At 61.6% G+C, this 16,219-nt stretch carries 10 protein-coding genes, 2 rRNA genes and 1 pseudogene; 11 read left to right on the forward strand and 2 right to left on the reverse strand.

Annotated features, from left to right (window positions below):
• Together B0G74_RS00005 and rrf are read left to right on the forward strand one after the other, a co-directional pair.
• A 23S ribosomal RNA gene (locus tag B0G74_RS00005) occupies positions 1-1,114 on the forward strand; the annotation flags it as partial.
• Positions 1,115-1,315: 201 nt separating this feature from the next.
• Positions 1,316-1,429: ribosomal RNA gene (gene rrf / locus B0G74_RS00010) — 5S ribosomal RNA — on the forward strand.
• 231 nt (positions 1,430-1,660) lie between these two features.
• Here the strand turns inward: rrf and B0G74_RS00015 are convergent.
• On the reverse strand, positions 1,661-2,857 hold the full coding sequence (locus tag B0G74_RS00015; protein WP_132372902.1) for a M20 aminoacylase family protein: 1,197 nt from the start codon (positions 2,855-2,857) through the stop codon (positions 1,661-1,663).
• A gap of 187 nt (positions 2,858-3,044) precedes the next feature.
• On the opposite strand from B0G74_RS00015, the pseudogene B0G74_RS00020 reads away from it, so the two are divergent.
• Positions 3,045-5,124 (forward strand): annotated as a pseudogene (locus B0G74_RS00020) (molybdopterin oxidoreductase family protein).
• A 146-nt stretch (positions 5,125-5,270) separates the two neighbouring features.
• Positions 5,271-6,944, forward strand: coding sequence for a long-chain fatty acid--CoA ligase (locus B0G74_RS00025; protein WP_132372904.1), 1,674 nt, complete (start codon positions 5,271-5,273; stop codon positions 6,942-6,944).
• Positions 6,945-7,126: 182 nt separating this feature from the next.
• Here the strand turns inward: B0G74_RS00025 and B0G74_RS00030 are convergent, their stop codons facing one another.
• Complete coding sequence (locus B0G74_RS00030; RefSeq protein WP_132372906.1) at positions 7,127-8,296, reverse strand: porin; 1,170 nt, start codon at positions 8,294-8,296, stop codon at positions 7,127-7,129.
• A gap of 303 nt (positions 8,297-8,599) precedes the next feature.
• On the opposite strand from B0G74_RS00030, the gene coq7 reads away from it, so the two are divergent.
• The 7 genes from coq7 (at position 8,600) to murF (ending at position 16,207) form a co-directional block, all read left to right on the forward strand.
• Entirely contained in the window at positions 8,600-9,238 is a 639-nt protein-coding gene (gene coq7, locus B0G74_RS00035; RefSeq protein ID WP_132372908.1) for a 2-polyprenyl-3-methyl-6-methoxy-1,4-benzoquinone monooxygenase, read from the forward strand.
• Positions 9,239-9,647: 409 nt separating this feature from the next.
• Positions 9,648-10,076 (forward strand): division/cell wall cluster transcriptional repressor MraZ, encoded by a 429-nt coding sequence (mraZ, locus tag B0G74_RS00040; protein WP_012434430.1) that lies wholly within the window; start codon positions 9,648-9,650, stop codon positions 10,074-10,076.
• A gap of 15 nt (positions 10,077-10,091) precedes the next feature.
• Positions 10,092-11,045, forward strand: coding sequence for a 16S rRNA (cytosine(1402)-N(4))-methyltransferase RsmH (gene rsmH, locus B0G74_RS00045; RefSeq protein WP_132372910.1), 954 nt, complete (start codon positions 10,092-10,094; stop codon positions 11,043-11,045).
• Positions 11,042-11,392, forward strand: coding sequence for a cell division protein FtsL (gene ftsL / locus B0G74_RS00050; protein ID WP_132372912.1), 351 nt, complete (start codon positions 11,042-11,044; stop codon positions 11,390-11,392). The genes rsmH and ftsL overlap by 4 nt, the downstream gene beginning before the upstream one ends.
• Positions 11,389-13,254, forward strand: a complete 1,866-nt coding sequence (locus tag B0G74_RS00055) for a penicillin-binding protein 2 (RefSeq protein ID WP_132372914.1) — start codon at positions 11,389-11,391, stop codon at positions 13,252-13,254. The genes ftsL and B0G74_RS00055 overlap by 4 nt, the downstream gene beginning before the upstream one ends.
• Entirely contained in the window at positions 13,251-14,798 is a 1,548-nt protein-coding gene (locus B0G74_RS00060) for a UDP-N-acetylmuramoyl-L-alanyl-D-glutamate--2,6-diaminopimelate ligase (protein WP_132372916.1), read from the forward strand. The genes B0G74_RS00055 and B0G74_RS00060 overlap by 4 nt, the downstream gene beginning before the upstream one ends.
• Positions 14,795-16,207: a UDP-N-acetylmuramoyl-tripeptide--D-alanyl-D-alanine ligase gene (gene murF, locus B0G74_RS00065; RefSeq protein ID WP_132372918.1), complete on the forward strand. Its 1,413-nt coding sequence runs from the start codon at positions 14,795-14,797 to the stop codon at positions 16,205-16,207. The genes B0G74_RS00060 and murF overlap by 4 nt, the downstream gene beginning before the upstream one ends.
• Positions 16,208-16,219: the final 12 nt, after the last annotated feature.

The raw sequence follows: 16,219 nt of genomic DNA on the forward strand, positions 1-16,219 counted from the left end.
AAAACACAGCACTCTGCAAACACGAAAGTGGACGTTATAGGGTGTGACGCCTGCCCGGTGCCGGAAGATTAAATGATGGGGTGCAAGCTCTTGATTGAAGTCCCGGTAAACGGCGGCCGTAACTATAACGGTCCTAAGGTAGCGAAATTCCTTGTCGGGTAAGTTCCGACCTGCACGAATGGCGTAACGATGGCCACACTGTCTCCTCCCGAGACTCAGCGAAGTTGAAGTGTTTGTGATGATGCAATCTCCCCGCGGCTAGACGGAAAGACCCCATGAACCTTTACTGTAGCTTTGCATTGGACTTTGAACCGATCTGTGTAGGATAGGTGGGAGGCTTTGAAAGCGTGGACGCCAGTCTGCGTGGAGCCGACCTTGAAATACCACCCTGGTTTGTTTGAGGTTCTAACCTTGGTCCGTTATCCGGACTGGGGACAGTGCATGGTAGGCAGTTTTGACTGGGGCGGTCTCCTCCCAAAGTGTAACGGAGGAGTACGAAGGTACGCTAGGTACGGTCGGAAATCGTGCTGATAGTGCAATGGCATAAGCGTGCTTAACTGCGAGACCGACAAGTCGAGCAGGTGCGAAAGCAGGTCATAGTGATCCGGTGGTTCTGTATGGAAGGGCCATCGCTCAACGGATAAAAGGTACTCTGGGGATAACAGGCTGATACGCCCAAGAGTTCATATCGACGGCGGTGTTTGGCACCTCGATGTCGGCTCATCTCATCCTGGGGCTGTAGCCGGTCCCAAGGGTATGGCTGTTCGCCATTTAAAGAGGTACGTGAGCTGGGTTTAAAACGTCGTGAGACAGTTTGGTCCCTATCTGCCGTGGGCGCTGGATATTTGAAGGGGGCTGCTCCTAGTACGAGAGGACCGGAGTGGACGAACCTCTGGTGTACCGGTTGTCACGCCAGTGGCATCGCCGGGTAGCTATGTTCGGAAGAGATAACCGCTGAAAGCATCTAAGCGGGAAACTCGCCTTAAGATGAGATATCCCCGGGGCTTCGAGCCCCTTGAAGGGTCGTTCAAGACCAGGACGTTGATAGGTCAGGTGTGGAAGCGCAGTAATGCGTTAAGCTAACTGATACTAATTGCCCGTAAGGCTTGATCCTATAACCGGTGTGTTTTGCGATGACCGTCAGTGCTTCAGCACTTGCGCGCATCCCACCCCCGAAGGGGGGCGCACACAGGTTGAGATCGATGTTGTGCCAGAAACAGCACAGCCCAACGCTTTACCCCTGGTGAGCATCACCAGAAACTACTTCTTCCAGATTGGCTGTACTGCTCCACGGGCAGTGCGGCAACCAGTCATGCCTGATGACCATAGCGAGTCGGTCCCACCCCTTCCCATCCCGAACAGGACCGTGAAACGACTCCACGCCGATGATAGTGCGGATTACCCGTGTGAAAGTAGGTAATCGTCAGGCTCCCCCGCAGCAAACAGAAACCCCACCCCGAAAAGGTGGGGTTTCTGCGTTTACACGGCCGGAAAAAACAGGCGAAGAACGAACGGGAAAACCGCCCTCGCTCCTTCCCCATCCGCAGCGCGTTCGCGCTCGAGCGAGCGTGCAAGCGCCAAGAAACGTCACTCATCCCCAGCGCGACGAAACAACAGGGGCGACGAACCAATCACCGCCGCCAGCCTCCTCGGGCGAACTCTATTTGTCTTGCGCGAGAAACCGCTGAGCCAGCCGTACCCAGTACGTCGAGCCGATCGGCAGCAGCTCGTCGTTGAAGTCATAGCTCGCGTTATGCAGCATGCACGGACCTGCGCCATGGCCTGAATCACGGTGCCCGCCGTCGCCATTGCCCAAAAACGCGTAGCAGCCCGGTTTGGCAAGCAACATGAAAGAGAAGTCCTCTGCACCCATCGTCGGTTCAACGGCGTCGTCGACATTTTCCGCACCGACGATTTCCTTCATCACTGTCGCCGCAAAGCGCGCTTCTTCGCTGCTGTTGATCGTCGGCGGGTAGTTTCGGTGGAACTGAATATCGACCGAGCAATCGTAGGCTTCGGCCGTGCTCTCCGCGATTTTGCGCATGCGCGCTTCGATCAGATCAAGCGTATCGGTCGTAAACGTCCGCACCGTGCCGGCGATCCACGCGTTGTTCGGAACGACATTGACTGCGTCGCCGGCGTGAATCTGGGTGATCGACAACACTGCTGTGTCGAGCGGCTTCTTGTTCCGCGTGATGATGCTCTGCAGTCCGTTCGCAATCTGCACCGCAGTGAAGACGGGATCGCGGCCGTTGTGCGGTAGCGCGGCGTGCGAACCCACGCCCTTGATTTCAATGTGAAATTCGTTGCTCGACGCCATGATCGGACCTTCGGTCACGCCGAACTGTCCCGCCGGCATGCCCGGCCAGTTATGGATGCCGAACACCGCATCGACCGGAAATTTCACGAACAAGCCGTCGTCGATCATGGCCTGCGCACCAGCGCCCCCTTCTTCGGCGGGCTGGAAAATGAACACGATCGTGCCATCAAATTCGCCGTGTTTGACCAGGTGCCGCGCGGCACCGAGAAGCATCGCCGTATGTCCGTCATGGCCGCACGCGTGCATCTTGCCGTCGTTTTTCGACCGATGGTCGAAGCTGTTCATCTCCTGTATCGGCAGCGCATCCATGTCGGCCCGCAGGCCAATCGAGCGTGAACCATTGCCGCGTTTCAATACGCCGACGACGCCGGTTTTGCCCAGCCCTCGATGAGTTTCGATACCCCAGGACTCGAGGGTTCGTGCCACCAGATCGGCCGTCGCCGTTTCTTCGTAACGCAGTTCTGGGTGGGCGTGGATGGTTCGTCGAAGGGTCTGAATTTCGCCGTGAGCGGCTTGAATTTCGGGGATCAGTTTCATGATGTAGTGGTGACGCGTCTGTGCTTTGGCTTGCGTGGAATCGCTCGGGGCCCCATTGGCCCGGGCACGGTAATAACCGATTCTACGCCGAAGGCCTTTTTGGCGGCACCACGCAGGCCAAGCAGCAATTGCCGTAATAGAATCGCGCATTGCTCCACCGCTCACCGCCCCATTGAACGGATCGCCGATGAATGCTCCGACTGAACTCGCCCGCGCCGTATGCCCGCATGACTGCCCCGACACCTGCGCGATGCGTGTGACGGTCGAGGCCGGGCGCGCGATCAAGGTCGTCGCTGATCCCGAGCATCCGCCGACGCAAGGCGCGCTGTGCACGAAGGTCAGCCGCTATGCGGAGCGTGTGCATCATCCACAAAGATTGACGACTCCGATGAAGCGCGTCGGCCGTAAAGGCGAAGGCCGCTTTGAGCCGATCAGCTGGGACGATGCGTTCCAGCTCGCTGCCCGCCGGCTTTCGGAGATTGCGCGCCGCGCGCCGGAAGCGATCGTCCCCTACAGCTATGCCGGCACGATGGGCTTGATTCAGGGCGACAGCATTGCGCAGCGATTTTTTCACAAGCTTGGCGCATCGCAACTGGACCGTACGATCTGCGCGGCCGCGGGCGCCGCCGGGTTGAAGTACACCTATGGCGCGAACATTGGCATGCTCACCGAGTTTTTCGACGAGAGCGAAGTCATCCTCATCTGGGGCTCCAATCCCATCGCGTCGAACCTGCATTTCTGGACGCGTGCCCAACACGCCAAACGCCGCGGCGCACGGCTGATCGCGATCGATCCGTACCGCTCGCTGACCGCCGAAAAATGCCATCAGCATATTGCTCTGAAACCCGGCACCGACGGCGCCTTGGCGCTCGGCATGATGAATGTGTTGATCACGGAAAATCTGCTCGATCACGCGTACATCGAGGCCCACACACTAGGTTTTTGAAAAGCTGAAGGCCCGCGCACTCAGCTATCCGCCGTCGCGTGTCGCCGAAATTTGCGGCGTTGATGAGCACGTTATCGTCGATCTTGCGCGACTTTACGGTGGCACGAAAAAGGCTGCGATCCGCATGAACTACGGCCTGCAACGGGTGCGTGGCGGCGGCAATGCCGTGCGTGCCATCGCTTGCCTGCCGTCGTTGACGGGTGCATGGCGCGAGAGAGCGGGTGGCGTGCTGCTGTCTTCGGGCAGTTGGGCCCCGGTCGACTCGCATGCGTTGCAGCGTCCGGACCTGATGCCCGGGTGGCCGTCGAAAGTAAGCCGTGTCATCAATATGAATGCGATCGGCGACGCATTGCTGCACCAGGGCGACGCCACGTTCGGCCCTAAAGTCGAAGCGATCGTCGTCTACAACTCGAATCCCGTGGCTGTCGCACCGGATTCCGAGCGAGTCGCCGCGGGTTTCGCGCGTGAAGATCTGTTCACCATCGTGCTAGAGCATTTCCAGACCGACACCGCCGACTACGCCGATCTGCTCCTGCCTGCGACGACCCAACTGGAACACCTCGACGTCCACAAGTCGTACGGTCATACGCACGTGATGATCAACCTGCCGGCAATCGCACCCGTCGGCGACGCACTCCCGAACACAGAGATTTTTCGCGGATTTGCGCGCCATATGGGACTCGACGAACCGGCGCTGTTCGAGAGCGACGAGACCGTCGCGCAGGCCGCGTTCCGCTGGGAAGACAAGACGCTCGAAGGTGTGGACTGGCAGACGTTGAAGCAAAGTGGCTGGGCCCCGCTGAATCTGCCCGACGCGCCTTTCGCCGAAGGCGGTTTCCGAACGCCGTCCGGCAAATGCGAGTTCTACAGCGAGCGCCTCGCGCAGCAGGGACTCGACCCGCTCCCGGACTACCTGCCGCCTTACGAATCCGCCGACGGCGCACCGGAACTCGCCGCCCGCTACCCGCTTGCCATGATCTCGCCGCCGGCCCGCAACTTCCTGAACAGCACCTTCGTGAACATCGAAAGTCTGCGTTCGACGGAAGGGGAGCCGCATCTCGACATGCATCCGGCCGACGCACAAGTACGCGACATCGTCGACGGCGATCAGGTGCGCATCTTCAACGACCGCGGTTCGATGCAGGCGCGCGTACGCGTCACCGATAAAGCACGCGAAGGGCTCGTCGTCGGCCTGTCGATCTGGTGGAAGAAGCTCGCGCCCGACGGCCGCAACGCCAATCAACTCACCAGCCAGGCGCTCACCGACCTGGGCGGATCAGCAACTTTCTACGACTGCCTGGTCGAAGTCGAGCGCATCTGAAACCCGCTCAAGCATCCCGCAACGCTCGTCCTTCACGGGTTCGAGGCTGCAGTCTAACCAAGCCGCTTTTCGCGAATAGCAACGGGGTGCCCATGCTACGATGCGTTTTTAGCACGACCATTCGAAAATAAAGGAGGAGACGCTGCATGGACAAAATCTGGCTGAAATCTTATCCGCCCGGCGTTCCCGCAGAGATCGACCCGAGCCGCTATTCGTCGGTGGGAGAACTGCTCGAAGAAGCCTTCCGCGACCACCGCGCCAAACCGGCATTCATCTGCATGGGCAAGGAGATCAGCTACGGCGAGCTCGACGCGCTTTCGCGCAAGCTCGCTGCGTGGTTTCAGTCGAAGGGCCTTGTCCGCGGCGCGCGCATCGCGATCATGATGCCGAACGTGCTGCAGTATCCGGTGGCGATTGCAGCCATTTTGCGCGCGGGTTATGTGGTAGTGAACGTGAACCCGCTTTATACCCCGCGCGAGCTCGAGCATCAGCTCAAGGACAGCGGCGCGGAAGCGATCATTCTGCTCGAGAACTTTGCGGTCACGCTGCAGGCGATCGTACGCAACACCTCGATCAAGCATGTCGTCGTGGCCGCAATGGGCGACCTGATGGGGATCAAGGGCACGCTGGTGAATTTCGTCGTGCGCAAGGTGAAGAAGATGGTGCCGGCCTGGAGTCTGCCGGGGCACGTCAAATTCAACACCGCGATCGCGGAAGGCGCGCGCCAGAATTTCAAGCCGGTCCAGCAAGGACCTGAAGACGTCGCTTTCTTGCAGTACACCGGTGGAACGACGGGCGTGGCCAAGGGCGCGACGCTGCTGCATCGGAACCTGATCGCCAATGTGCTGCAGTCGGAGATTTGGCTCGATCCGGTTCGCGCAAATCGCACGGATCTCGATCAGTTCGTCACCGTCGTCGCGCTGCCGCTGTATCACGTGTTCGCGCTGACCGTGTGCGGACTGCTGACAATCCGTACCGGCGGCCTCGGGGTGCTCATTCCGAATCCGCGTGACATTCCCGGCATGATCAAAGCGCTGGAAGGCTATCCGATCACGACGATTCCCGCCGTCAACACGCTGTACAACGCGTTGCTGAATAGCCCGGATTTCCACAAGCTCGATTTTTCGAAGCTGATCGCCGCGAACGGCGGTGGCATGGCGGTGCAGGAAGCCGTCGCCAAGCGCTGGTACGAGCAGACGCATACGCCGATCATCGAAGGATACGGGTTGTCGGAAACGTCGCCGTGCGTGACCTGTAATCCGGTCACCGTCACCGAATACAGCGGGACGATCGGCTTGCCGTTGCCGTCGACAGAAATCTCGATTCGTGACGACGAAGGCAACGAAGTGCCGCTCGGCCAGCCGGGCGAAATTTGTATCCGCGGCCCGCAGGTGATGGCGGGCTACTGGAACCGTCCCGACGAAACCGCGAAAGTGATGACGCCGGACGGCTTCTTCAAATCAGGCGATGTCGGCTTCATGAACGACGGCGGTTTCGTCAAGATCGTCGACCGTAAGAAGGACATGATTCTGGTGTCCGGTTTCAACGTCTATCCGAATGAAATCGAAGACGTGGTCGCCAAGCTGCCGGGCGTGTTCGAAGTCGCGGCGGTGGGCGTGCCGGACCAGCATTCGGGCGAAGCCGTAAAGCTGTTCGTCGTGAAGAAGGACCAGGCGCTCACCGATGCCGACATCTTCGCGTACTGCAAGCAGCAGCTGACCGGCTACAAGCGGCCGAAAATCGTCGAATTCCGCACTGAACTGCCGAAGAGCAACGTCGGCAAGATTCTGCGCCGCGAGTTGCGCGACGGGCGGGCATAGGCGGATCACACGCTGATCACGGACGAAGCCGTCACGAAGTAGCGAGTAAGCGAAAAAGGCCCAGCAGACGAAAGTCTGCCGGGCCTTTTCTTTTCGGCCACCGCGAAAACCCGCCGACAGCGCGCGCCATAAAAAAAGGCGCCCGAAGGCGCCTTTGAGGCAAACTGCTTTTTTACGACTTATTAGAACTTGTGGCGGATGCCGACGCGAGCCGTGAACTGGTTCTGGTTCGACGAACCGGTCAGGCCGTTGATGCCTGCCGTTGCGTCGACCACAGCGCCACCAGCGGTGACCGTGTCGCCCAGAGCGTGTTGGTACACACCCGTCACGTACACGTCGGTACGCTTGGACAGGAAGTAGTCCACGCCAATCGCGCCTTGGTGGTACTGAGCGCGCGAATTGCCGTTGATTTCTGCGCCGCGCGTGTAGTCATACGCTGCGCCGACCAGCAACGCCGGGGTCAACTGATACTTGAAGTTGACTTCCGCGTTGTTGAACGTAGCCGACTGGCCCTTGAACGGCGATGCGAACGAAGCGCCGAGGTTGCCGAAGCGGATGTTCGAGTACGTCAGGCCAACCGTTGCTGCGCCGAACGTGTATGCGCCGCCTGCACCGATCACCTGGTACGTGTTAGCCGACGAGAAGCCAGCGTAGACCGGCGACGTCACAGCAGCAGCCGGTGCTGCAGCCGTGCCGCCGTTGTTGAACAGGCCACCCGAAGCTGCCGGGCTGCGTGCGTTCAAGTAACCAACGCCCAAGACGAGGGGACCGTTGTTGTAGCCAGCGCCCAACGACCAGATCTGGTTCGACGTGACGTTGCCGGCGATGCCGCCGAAGCTGTACGTGCCGCCGAACGTCAGGCCGCCGTAGTTTGCGCTCGTGTACTTGACCGTGTTGTTGGTGCGGTACGCGTTGTTGAAGTTGTCGATGTCGCCCGGGTGAGCAGCGATGTAGCCGCCCCACTGGTCGCCTGCTTCCAGCGGACCGACGTAGTCGACGACGGAGTCGTACTGACGACCCAGCGTGACCGTACCGAACTGGCTCGACAGGCCGACGTAAGCTTGACGACCGAACATCAGGCCGCCTTGACCCAGCTTGCCGTTGTTCACGTCAAAGCCGTTTTCCAACACGAAGATTGCCTTCAGACCGCCGCCCAGATCTTCCGTGCCGCGCAGGCCGAAACGCGAACCTTGCAGAACGCCGCTGGACAGGTTGTACAGGTGCTTGCCACCCGAGTTGGTGTTGATGTTGAAGCCTTCGTCAATGATACCGTACAGGGTCACGCTGCTCTGAGCATGTGCGACGCCTGCGAATGCGCCCAGTGCTGCGAGAGCGAGAAGCGACTTTTTCATCGAATGATCTCCAAGGATTACGAATCTTTTGTACAAGGCGGAATATTTATCTAGCGTTGAGGCCTTGCTTGTCCAACTTCGCGAGAAGTTGCACGTAATGTAACAAAAGGCATACATGGCACAAAGAAAAAGGAGCGGGGCGGGAACGCTCCTGTTTCGTTTACGCAACATGGTCTAGAATCGGAGATTGGCCGCTCGAGTCATGCGGTTTGAAGGTTTCCGTGAAGCCGGATTTGCGCCGCAAAGCCTTGTTGAGCGGCCTTGGCGGATCGGTGAGGCGGCTGTCGAATGAGGGAGTGCTGAATGTTTCTGGACGAGTTGATTAGCGAGTTTGATCGGGGTTTACGCTCAATGACCGGCGTGTCGCGGATGAGTCGTCCGTTGCCGGTTCCGCAAGAATCTACGGTGACGGAACCGGCGCCCGAACTCTCACCGGCGGAGCGTGCGCACGCGGCTGGATTGATGCGCGTGAACCACGTCGGCGAGGTCTGCGCCCAGGCGCTCTATCAGGCTCAGAAACTCGCAACCAAATCGCCTTCCTTGCGGGCTGTGTTCAATCGCGCCGCGATCGAGGAAGAAGATCATCTCGCGTGGACTTCCAAACGTCTCGAAGCGCTCGACTCGCGTCCCAGTCTTTTGAATCCGCTTTGGTACACCGGCGCGCTCGCAATCGGCCTCGCGGCAGGGCGTATGGGCGACCGTGTCAGTCTCGGCTTCATGGCTGAAACCGAGCGCCAGGTGGAGCAGCATCTCGACAGTCATCTGGACGAGTTGCCGGCCGCCGACCACGAGTCGCGTGCGATCGTTGAACAGATGCGCGTGGACGAAGCAGAACACGGCAAGGCGGCGATGGAGGCCGGCGGGCTCGAACTGCCGTTTCCCGCGCGCGCATTGATGCGCGCCGTGTCGAAAGTCATGACGCGCACCGCCTATTACATATAAGTTAAAGCCCGCCGTTCACGCACCTCTCGAAAGTGGGACGGCGCCTCGCGCGCCGTCCGCCCGAAGTACCCGGAAACGCCATCCCACACCTGCCGATCCCGCTTAACGATCTCTTTCATTCCACGCCTTTCCCCCGCACTTTTCACGTAACACCTTCACAAGTTGCACTAGCTCATTCATTTATAACGGTTTTCCGTTTTATGCCTGACGTGAAGGAGTCGCGCTAAGTCCTTGTTCTAACAAACAAAATTCGCCGGAAAAGCACGCATCTCCCTTGACCCCTGTTTAGCGTTCCTCTAAAGTGGGAGACAGTGTGAGAAAGTGTATTTTTGTGTGATCTCACAAACGGTTTCGGGTAGATTTTCACGGATCGGGTAGCCGGCGCAAAAGCGCCGCAGGGGAGAGCGAAGTGTTCCAAGGGGCGTCGGCGCTGACGCTCGATGCGAAAGGGCGGATGTCTATTCCCTCTCGATATCGGGATGCGCTGCAGACACAGGCAGAGGGCCGGGTGACGATCACCAAGCACCCGGACGGCTGCCTGTTGCTCTTTCCGCGCCCGGAGTGGGAGATCTTTCGCGACAAGGTCGACAAGCTGCCTATGAACGCGACCTGGTGGAAGCGCATTTTCCTCGGCAACGCAATGGACGTTGAAATGGACGGCGCAGGGCGCGTGCTCGTGTCGCCGGAATTGCGCACGGCTGGTGGGCTGGAAAAAGAAGTGACCTTGCTCGGCATGGGTCGTCACTTCGAGTTGTGGGATGCACAAACATACGCCGCGAAGGAACAGGCGGCAATGGCCGAGGGCATGCCCGACGCGTTAAAAGATTTCACGTTCTGATCGCGGTTTACATATATGGCACCTGCGATGGGAAACGAATTGCAGCATCGCACGGTGCTGTTGGAAGAAGCGGTTCAAGCGCTGGTCACACGCGCGGACGGCGTGTATGTGGACGGCACGTTCGGGCGCGGCGGTCATAGCCGCCTGGTGCTGGAGAAGCTGGCTGAGTCGGGGCGTCTGATCGCTTTCGACAAAGACCCGCTCGCCATCGCCACGGCGCAGCAGATTGCCGATCCGCGCTTTGGCATCGTGCACGAGAGTTTTGCTTCACTGCGCACCGCGATTGCGGAGCGCGGCGTAGGACGGGTGTCGGGTGTTTTGCTGGATCTGGGCGTGTCGTCGCCGCAAGTCGACGATCCGGAGCGGGGCTTCAGCTTCCGCGCCGACGGCCCGCTCGACATGCGGATGGACCCGACGCGCGGCGAATCCGCGGCTGACTGGCTGGCGCGGGCCACGGTGCAGGAATTGACGGAGGTGATACGAGATTATGGGGAAGAACGGTTTGCTTTTCAGATTGCAAAGGCGCTTGTTGCTCGCCGGGCAGAGTCCGACCGTCTTGGGCCTCTCGTCAGCACGGGCGAGCTTGCCCAAATCGTGGCTAACGTCGTCAAAACCCGTGAGAAGGGCAAGGATCCGGCAACCCGCACCTTTCAAGCTATACGGATTCACATCAATCAAGAGCTTGCGGAGCTGCAAGTCGTTTTAGAAGCAGCGTTGTCGCTGTTGGAGCAAGGGGGGCGGCTGGTGGTCATCAGCTTTCATTCGCTCGAGGACCGGATCGTCAAGCGATTCATGCAGGCGCACGCGAGTACGCCTGCGGTGGATCGCCGTCTGCCGATTCGCGCAGTCGATCTGCCGAGCCCTCCGCTCAAAATCATCGGCCGTGTGTTCGCGAGCGACGCTGAAGTCGCCGCGAACCCGCGCGCCCGTTCTGCCGTGATGCGTGTGGCGGAGCGGATCGCACCATGAACCGCCTCAATATCTTCCTGCTGATCATCGTGATGGGCTGCGCCTTGTCTGTCGTCAACGCTACCAATCAGCAGCGTCAGATCTTCATCCAGTTGCAGCGCGCTCAATCGCAGGAGCGTCAGCTGCAGCAGGATTATTCGCAACTTCAATATCAGCAGAGTGCGCTGTCGAAAACGTCGCGCATCGAGAATATCGCCACTGATTCCCTGAAGATGCAATCGGTCACCACCGGCCGCACCCAGTACCTCACGCTCGATCCGGGCGCGGTGAAGGCCGAAGACGCACCGATTCCGACTTCCGGCCCGGCATCGGCGCCGGCGGCGACCCGTCGCGGAGGCGTGCGATGAAAAAATCATCGGCTCGCAAGAGCGTAGCTTTCTCGGCCAATCCGATCCTGTCGGTGCGCCTGCCGATGTGGCGTTCGAAACTCGTCGTGTTCCTGCTGTTCATGGCGTTCGTCGCGCTCACCGCGCGCGCGTTCTGGATCCAGGGCCCGGGCAACGCGTTCTATCAGAAGCAGGGTGAAATCCGCTATCAGCGCCGGCTCGAACTGCCGGCCACGCGCGGCAAGATTCTCGACCGCAACGGTCTCGTGCTGGCCACGAGTCTGCCGGTGCGCGCGATCTGGGCGATTCCCGAATCGGTGCCGGACGACCTCGGCGCCGACAAGCTGACGTCGCTCGGCAAGCTGCTCGGCATGACCAACAAGGAACTGCGCGCCAAGCTCTCGGAAGACAAGAACTTCGTCTACGTGAAGCGCCAGGTGCCGGTGGACGTGGCCGCGAAAGTCACCGCGCTGGACATCCCCGGCATTTACGCGCGCGACGAGTACAAGCGCTTCTATCCGGAAGGCGAGATCACGGCTCACCTGATCGGCTTCACCAATGTGGAAGACGAAGGCCAGGAAGGCGTCGAACTCGGCGACCAGAAGCTGCTCGCCGGCATGTCGGGCAGCCGCCGCGTGATCAAGGACCGCATGGGCCACATCATCGAGGACGTGGACGAGCAGGTCGTGCCACACAACGGGCAGGACGTGGATCTCTCGATCGACAGCAAGATTCAGTACATCGCCTATACCAACCTGAAGGCGGCAGTCGAGAAATTCAAGGCGAAGGCCGGCGCGGCGATGGTAATCGACGTGCGCACCGGTGAAGTGCTGGCGCTCGTCAATTACCCGACGTACAACCCGAACGACCGTTCACACCTGACCGGCGACCAGTTGCGCAACCGCATCCTGACCGACACGTTCGAGCCCGGCTCGATCATGAAGCCGTTCACGGTCTCGCTCGCGCTCGATCTGCACCGCGTCACGCCGACTACACTGGTTGATACAGGCGGCGGCCGTTTCGTGCTTGACGGTGCGCCGATTACCGACGACAGCGCGTTCGGCGTGCTGACGGTGGGCGGCGTGATCCAGAAGTCGAGCAACATCGGCGCGACGAAGATCGCCATGCAGCTCAAGCCCGAAGAGATGTGGAACATGTACACCAGCATCGGTCTCGGCCAGGCGCCGAAGGTCGGTTTCCCGGGCGCGGCGGCGGGCCGTTTGCGTCCGTGGAAGAGCTGGCGCCGCATCGAACAGGCGACCATGTCGTATGGCTATGGCCTGTCGGTGTCGCTGTTCCAGTTGGGCCGCGCTTACACCGCGATCGCGCATGACGGCGAGATCATGCCGGTGTCGATTTTCCGCACGCCTGGCGATCAGCCGGCCACCGGTCCGCAGATCTTCGCGCCGACCACCGCTCGCCAGGTGCGCGCCATGCTCGAAACCGTCACGGCGCCGGGCGGCACGTCGCCGGATGCGGCAGTGCCCGGCTATCGCGTCGGCGGCAAGAGCGGTACGGCATACAAGCACGGCGCGCACGGCTACGACCACTCCAAATATCGCGCTTCGTTCGTCGGCATGGCGCCGATGCCGAACCCGCGCATCGTCGTGGCCGTCTCGGTCGACGAACCGACGGCGGGCAGCCACTTCGGCGGTCAGGTGTCGGGCCCGGTGTTTTCGAGCATCGTCGGCGATACGCTGCGCTCGTTGAATGTGCCGCCGGACATGCCGGTCAAGCAAATGGTGGTGTCCGACGATTCGGCCCCGGCCGCGCCGACCACGCCCGCCACGCCGGCCACGGTCAAGAAGCTCTCCACCAGCGCCGGCGCGAAGAAGATGACGATTTCCGCGAACGCGAAAAGCCATCCGGGAGTCGTGCGATGAGCATGTTGCGGCAGAAGCATCCCGCGCAGCGGCAGATCGCCGACGCGCTCGCCTGGTTGCACGCCCGCGTGCAACCAAACGCGCATCTGCACGCCGACACGCGCTCGCTCGCGGCCGGCGACGCGTTTTTCGCCTATGCGGTGGACGGCGCTGACAACCGCCCGTTCATCGACGGCGCGATCGAACGCGGCGCCGCCGCCGTGCTGGTTCAGCCTGAAGGCTTCAGCGGCGCGATCGATCCGTCGAACACGCTGGTCGTGCCGGCGTTGAACGAGCTCGCGGGTTCGATCGCGAGCGGCTGGTACAACGATCCGAGCGACGGCATGCTGACGGTCGGCATCACCGGCACGAACGGCAAGACTTCGTGCAGCCAGTGGATCTCGGCGGCGCTGACGGCGCTCGGCACGCGCTGCGCGATCATCGGTACGCTCGGCACCGGTTTGCCGGGCCACCTTGTGCACACCGGCTTCACCACGCCCGACGCACCGCAACTGCAACGCAGTCTCGCGCACTTGCGCGACGCGGGCGCGCAGGCGGTGGCGATGGAAGTGTCGTCGCACGCGCTGCATCAGGGGCGCGTGAACGGCACGGCGTTCGACATCGCCGTGTTCACGAATCTCACGCAAGACCATCTCGACTATCACCACACGTTCGAAGCCTACGAAGCCGCCAAGGCGCGTCTGTTCGCCTGGCCGGAACTGCGCGCGGCCGTGATCAACCGTGACGACGCGGCGGGCCGTCGTTTGCTCGCCAGCACGCAAGGCCGTGCACGCACGATCGCTTATGGGCTAGACGACACGCTGCAAGACGCGCCGCAAGCCGACGCGTTGCTGCTCGCCTCGAATGTGCGCGCAACGGCAACGGGCACCGCATTCCATTTGAGCACTTCCGACTGGGGCGATGCCGACGTCGAAGTGCAAACGCTCGGCGCGTTCAACGTGAGCAATCTGCTCGGCGTGCTGGGCGCATTGCTCGCCGCCGACGTGCCGTTCGACGCCGCACTGGCCGAACTGGCGAAGCTCGAGTCGGTGAACGGCCGCATGCAGCGTCTGGGCGGCCGCTTGCAGAACGACGAGCCGCTCGTCGTGATCGATTACGCGCACACGCCGGACGCACTGGAAAAGACGCTCGAAGCGCTGCGCCCGATGGCAACCGCGCGCGGCGGCGAACTGATCTGCATGTTCGGCTGCGGCGGCGACCGCGACGCGACCAAGCGTCCGCTGATGGGCGCGATCGCCGAGAAGATCGCCGACGGCGTCGTAGTGACCAGCGACAACCCGCGCAGCGAAGATCCGCAATCGATCATCGAGCAGATCGCGGCGGGCATGAAAGACGCCTCGAAGGCGCGCCGTATCGAGGACCGCGCGAGCGCGATCCTGCAAGCGATCCGCAGCGCCGCGCGCGAAGACGTCATCGTGCTGGCCGGCAAGGGGCACGAAGCAACACAGGAAATCATGGGCAAGAAACGCGCTTTCTCCGATCAGGACCACGCTCGCCTCGCGCTGGCCGCGCGCGCGACGCAAGCACGCGGAGGTGGCGAATGAGCATGTTCTCGCTGCGTGAAGCCGCCGCTTTGATCACGGGCGCAAGCGTGCTGGGTGACGACGGCGTCACGTTCGATCGCGTTTCCACCGACAGCCGCAGCGCCGGACCGGGCGATCTGTTCGTCGCGATCAAGGGCGACCGCTTCGACGCGCACGACTTTCTGCCGGACGTCGCCGCGCGCAATGTGAGCGCCGTGCTGGTCTCGCGCACGCCGCAAGACTGGAATGTTCCCGCGCTGAAAGTCACCGACACGCGCGTGGGTCTGGGCGCGCTCGCACGCGGTTGGCGCCGCAAGTTCAGCATGCCGCTCGTCGCCGTGACGGGCAGCAACGGCAAGACCACGGTCAAGGAAATGATCGCGTCGATCTTCGCCGCCGCGGTCGGCGCCGACGCGCGTCTGGCCACCGCGGGCAATTTCAACAACGACATCGGCTTGCCGCTCACCTTGTTCCGTTTGCACGCCGCGCACCAACTGGCGGTAGTCGAACTCGGCATGAACCATCCGGGCGAAACCTCGGAGCTCGCGAAAATCGCCGAGCCGACGGTCGCGGTGGTGAACAACGCGCAGCGCGAGCATCAGGAATTCATGGCGACGGTCGAAGCCGTCGCGCTCGAACACGCCAGCGTGATTCACGCGCTGTCGCCGGAAGGCGTGGCCGTATTCCCCGCCGACGACGCCTACGCGAGCATCTGGCGCGTGGCCGCCACCGGCAGCCGCATCATGGACTTCGCGCTGAACTCCGCCGAGCGCACGACTGAAGCCGCGGTAAAAGGCACGTTTGACGGCAACGTCTTGAGCATCGCCACGCCTGAAGGGCAAGTCGAAGTCACGCTAAAAGTGCTCGGCGACCACAATGCGCACAACGCGCTGGCCGCAACATCGGCCGCTTTGGCCGCGGGCGTTTCGCTCGACGCGATCAAGCGCGGTCTCGAATCGTTCGGCGCCGTGAAAGGCCGCTTGCAGGTGAAGCAGGCCGTGCTCGGCACGCTCGCCGGCGCCACCGTGATCGACGACACCTACAACGCCAACCCCGATTCGATGCGCGCCGCGATCGACGTGCTCGCCTCACGCGCCGCGCCGCGCGTGCTGGTGATGGGCGACATGGGCGAAGTCGGCGACAACGGTCCGGCGTTTCACCGCGAAATCGGCGCTTACGCCAAGGAACGCGGTATCGACGCGCTGTACGCCATGGGCGACGCCTCGCGCGACGCTTGCACCGCGTACGGCGCCAACGCGCATCACGTCGCCGATATCGGCACGCTGGTCGCGCAATTGCAGCAGGCCGGTTTCGGTCCTGCCGCAACGCTTCTCGTGAAAGGCTCGCGCTTCATGCAGATGGAGCGCGTGGTGGACGCCGTAACGAGTCCACAACCCAACGCTGCGGGCAGTACGCCCGCAGCACATTGAAATAGAAGGACC

Source organism: Paraburkholderia sp. BL9I2N2 (assembly GCF_004339745.1).
In the GTDB taxonomy this organism is placed as follows: Bacteria; Pseudomonadota; Gammaproteobacteria; order Burkholderiales; family Burkholderiaceae; genus Paraburkholderia.

Coding starts and splice junctions, on each gene's coding strand:
- B0G74_RS00015 (WP_132372902.1), bottom strand. CDS start 2,857: ATGAAACTGATCCCCGAAATTCAAGCCGCTCACGGCGAAATTCAGACC.
- B0G74_RS00025 (WP_132372904.1), top strand. CDS start 5,271: ATGGACAAAATCTGGCTGAAATCTTATCCGCCCGGCGTTCCCGCAGAG.
- B0G74_RS00030 (WP_132372906.1), bottom strand. CDS start 8,296: ATGAAAAAGTCGCTTCTCGCTCTCGCAGCACTGGGCGCATTCGCAGGC.
- coq7 (WP_132372908.1), top strand. CDS start 8,600: ATGTTTCTGGACGAGTTGATTAGCGAGTTTGATCGGGGTTTACGCTCA.
- rsmH (WP_132372910.1), top strand. CDS start 10,092: ATGGCACCTGCGATGGGAAACGAATTGCAGCATCGCACGGTGCTGTTG.
- ftsL (WP_132372912.1), top strand. CDS start 11,042: ATGAACCGCCTCAATATCTTCCTGCTGATCATCGTGATGGGCTGCGCC.
- B0G74_RS00055 (WP_132372914.1), top strand. CDS start 11,389: ATGAAAAAATCATCGGCTCGCAAGAGCGTAGCTTTCTCGGCCAATCCG.
- B0G74_RS00060 (WP_132372916.1), top strand. CDS start 13,251: ATGAGCATGTTGCGGCAGAAGCATCCCGCGCAGCGGCAGATCGCCGAC.
- murF (WP_132372918.1), top strand. CDS start 14,795: ATGAGCATGTTCTCGCTGCGTGAAGCCGCCGCTTTGATCACGGGCGCA.